This window comes from Xenorhabdus sp. Sc-CR9 (assembly GCF_963897815.1).
GTDB lineage: Bacteria > Pseudomonadota > Gammaproteobacteria > Enterobacterales > Enterobacteriaceae > Xenorhabdus.
The window spans coordinates 1-4,368 of record NZ_CAWQTY010000026.1 but is presented as its reverse complement, the minus strand read 5'-3'; the positions used below and the strand labels follow the sequence as shown (position 1 = coordinate 4,368).

Sequence of the window (4,368 nt, the reverse complement as noted above, 5' to 3'; positions counted from 1 at the left end):
AACGTGATGAGCTTCATACCTTCAAGGTTATCCCCAACCGATGGGTGGTCGAGCGTTCATTTGCCTGGCTGGATAAATGCCGCCGCTTATGGAAAAACTGTGAACGCTATTTAAATACCAGCCTTCAGTTTGTTAATTTGGCCTTTCTTATCCTATTACTGCGCAGGAAAAATTCTGAATAGGTTCTAAGACAAAAGTTGAATAAATCAAATAAAATTATAAATGACCCACTTTATTATGCTATTTTGTTCTAATATTGAGCAGATCCGTTTTTTTTAAAACGAGAATACATAAAAAGGTTGCTATTCGTGTGCGTTAATGCGTTAATGCGTTTGGCCTGATTAACAGACCTACTTTATGTACGACATCTTGAGTTAATGAGTTATGTGTAAGTGCTATTTCTGGTAGCCTTTGTTGACCGTTTCCTTCTTAGTGCCTCCATAAGTAATAGCTGATACTGGCCAACACATGCCCAAGGTGGCGAGTTTTTTTTGATATATAGGAAAGTCAAATGTCCGACAAAATGAAAGGTCAAGTGAAGTGGTTCAACGAGTCTAAAGGCTTTGGTTTCATCACTCCAGCTGATGGCAGCAAAGACGTATTCGTACACTTCTCTGCCATTCAAGGTAACGGCTTCAAAACTCTGGCAGAAGGCCAGAACGTAGAATTCACCATTGAAAGTGGTGCCAAAGGCCCAGCGGCAGCAAACGTAACTGCTATCTAATTGCCTTAAGCCTTATTTAAGCTCGTCAGACTAATAAATTGCCCTGACGGGCTTTTTGCTTTTTGTAGTGCAACCCGTATCATATGAATCCTATATCACACAGCCTCCGTCCTAAAAATAGTTTCCGTTATAACAATTTCTAATTGAATTTATTTACATGATAAAAGTAACTTTATGAAAATAAATAGTTATTTATTATGGGATAAAATAAATTTTGGTTGAATGACAAAATATTTGCGGAACCATTGTTGTCCAATGAAACAAAGAATGTGTGATTTCTTGTAAAATTGTATCTCGATTAAAATTGTTACTTATTAATTCTACTTGTTTATACTCCGTCCTAAATTCCATTGGAGAGTGGGCAATTGGATAGTCAAAGTTTTGCAGCTCAGTATACATGATGTAGTCATATACTCATTCCTTACTTCCTCCGAGAACATACAAATAACTAAGCCGAATTAAATATCCGTCATCATAGCATTTCACATTTCATATACGATAAAGAGATCATTTCTTTAGGCTATCTGTTCTTGTTAGTTTAGTCGCTAATGGTTTCCTGCGATCCGCACTATGTTTTGGCACCTTGATTGAAGCTGCACACCAATAGCATCAACTATGGCTGGTGTCGCACAAATTGTTTCTGGAATTGGTTTTCTTTGCGTTGGGGCAATATGGGTCGCAGGTATTAGGCAGTCACTATCCTGTGTGACAACATCTCATTAAGATAAGCCACGCCAGCGAATTAATGCTCAACTCCATTAACATGCATTGGGTTTAGAGCCGCGTTATAAAATTTATATTATCTTCGCTATAAATGATGAAATCTTGGTAACTACTTTGTTTTTACAAGCGATTAACAGACTGGGCGGCAGTGAGTAGTGCAGGTGATCTTCAGTCTGACAGGCTTGAAATTTGGGTGGAAAATTGGCAATACCCGCTGAATAAAAATAAATCGAATTGATTATCTGCCGAGTAAATCTGGAAAAAAGTGTTAGTGCAGTTAACTGGAAAACTGCTATTAAATTGCCAGATTAGAATCATTTATTATGAGTAATTCCACATTTTTATAGTGACAAGGAGTCACCATGGACAATGCCCTCCACCTTTAATTCTGCATGAAACGTTGCTTATGGAGTGGTTTTAGTTTCTCAAATAGGTAATACAGGAATATATTTTAATAAATCAACCTACCTCTATCTGTTCAAAGAAAAAATTTGTCATCATTAACAGGTCGCATCGCTACATCCTGACTCAACTCCTTATCGCCTTTCCATAATCCTCTTATCTATATATTATCACTATTGGTCATGGTCTTTTTTCGTACTGTTCACTTCTTACTATCATTCAGCGAGGAAGAAGTATGATCCCGCTGATTTATGCTTAATAGAGTTCAGGTATTTATTTGTCGACCAGGCGATCTTGATGATAGAAGTGATCCCGATCGAGAAATGCAATATCTATTGCGAGATTAATTGTAACTTAATGCAATGTAGAGCCTTTGCTCAATGGGTGGGTGGTGTACCGATAAAACGGAGGCATTAACTCAAGGAAAAATTATTCTCTAGTATTATTTGGATACAGAGAGTAGAGATTCTTTGTTCTCCATTTATTTTGGTTCAACTGCATCCATCAAAGGGATAGCAGAAATCTAATGAATCAATCGATCATTGATTATGACAGTAGAAATTCAGATATCAACTTTGTATGCAGCTACAGAAAAATTGATGAGTTACTATTTGATTTTGTTAGACCCAGTCAATCAATTTTTGCACATAATTTGTATAAAAAAATACCAATTAGCTGACAAGAGTGTTGTGCAAGAACTGCTATCAGTTTGCTCCTATATTAAAGATAAAGGAGAAAATAATTTCTCTCACTGAAGAAAGTCGTAACAATGTGGTGTAACTGGTTAGTCTCTATAACGGACAAGGTTTCAGGGTGTTAATCTTAGTGACACGGGAGTTAAGCACTGATGGAGCGAATTATCCTCTTTTTGTTACTGATGAAAAGGTGATGATGCAATAGGGTTTATAACATTTTTAGATCGAGCAAAAGAAAATGAAACAATGGCAATAACAACATTAGGATAAATGGTATTCTGGGTAAGGTGATTACCGGAGATAATCCTGTCATTATGGCTAAAGTTTACCGTGATGTAGATTTAGATTCTGGAAATATTCTTATTGACTCTGATATTGAGTTAATGAGTGATGAAAACCTTTCAAAATAAGTGGAATTAAGGTCGGTTTTTTGTAAGTTAACCGGGTTACAAAAATCACTCATTTTAAAGCCATCGTAAAAGAATGGTCATGCCTTTGTTTTTCTTCATGGTGGAATAAATGAAGCTCTTACATTACAGGTTACTGATGTCAAAATTTCAGTTGATACAGTGGCAGATATCACAAAAGAGTCAGCAGAATCATTCAGCCTGATGAAAACCGGATGATATTAGTGAAAGGGGATAATTAAGAGAAGGGTATCGTTTAGGAATATTACTAATTATTTAAATATGACGACTAATTCGAAATTTGTGAACATATTTTCTGTATTAGTTATCAGTGAATTTATTTCATTTTATCGATGTTAACCGTTCATTTGCCCATACAAAACCTAATATGCGATATTTCACAACAGTTTTTGCTTTGAAATAAAACAGATATAGAATTTCTGAAAAAACATAAGTGGATACGAACATAGTATTGAGTGTTTTCTGCTCTGGAGCGAGATTGCTCATCTATCTTCTATATAACGACATACGACGTGATGTGGTATGTATTTGCGGCGAACAGCTAGAATATCAAGCCTTATTTCAATCAGAATGATCTGTGGAAGGGTTATTATTATCAACATGGATTGTACATATATCATTCACTCAAAAGATCTACTTGTAAAAAATGTGGCTGTATTACCTGTTTTATTAGCGTCATTAATAATAATGGCATTAGGTAATTAATTTCATTTCTTTCCCTTGATACCCCTATGGAGTTACATTCGCTACCTTGTGATTACTTTTCATGGTTAATCAGGAGGTTAATTAGCTAGTGTATTGTTGTTCAAATGATAAAGAGATTTTACATTCACTTCTTAGTGGATGGTTGTAAATAATTATCATTAAATAATATCTTATTCTGTATGTTTTAAAGGAGCAATTCATACAGTGCGTACTCCATTGTAACTCCCCTTAAAAAAAATTTTTATGAATATTTAGAATAGGTATTGATGTTATTCTTTGAGTGTGAACTTCATATCACAATAGGAATTAATTTAAGGAAGTAATAGGGTTATATTTAGTTGTTATATTATTTATTTGAAACGGCAATTCAAATCATCTATTGTTATTTGTATTACAAGTTAAGTTGGATAAATTTATTTTTAATTTATTTTATCTATTAATACTCATTTACTTTTTTTTAATATCTATTCTTCTTGTAATTGGATTTTATACAATAATAATTAGTCACTAAATTTGCATTTGGGAATGATTTTATATCTATATTTTTTGTTATTTAAGCGAATTTATTTTTAATCAATAATCTAACTTTATTGTGGATTTTCTCATCAGTTTTTAGATTATAGAATTCAACCAAAAACATTTTGTTTCCTTCTATTTTTGTAGTTTTTAAATATTTTATTTTTTTTTTTTT

Annotated in this window: 2 protein-coding genes; both read left to right on the top strand. The window is 33.7% G+C overall.

What is annotated here, in order from left to right:
• On the top strand, positions 1-182 hold a 182-nt coding region (locus AACQ81_RS01500; protein ID WP_237387800.1), incomplete at its 5' end, for a transposase.
• A gap of 329 nt (positions 183-511) precedes the next feature.
• A complete protein-coding gene (cspE, locus tag AACQ81_RS01495; protein WP_015834829.1) occupies positions 512-724 on the top strand; it encodes a transcription antiterminator/RNA stability regulator CspE in 213 nt (70 codons plus the stop codon).
• The last annotated feature ends 3,644 nt before the right edge of the window (positions 725-4,368 follow it).

Coding starts and splice junctions, on each gene's coding strand:
- cspE (WP_015834829.1), top strand. CDS start 512: ATGTCCGACAAAATGAAAGGTCAAGTGAAGTGGTTCAACGAGTCTAAA.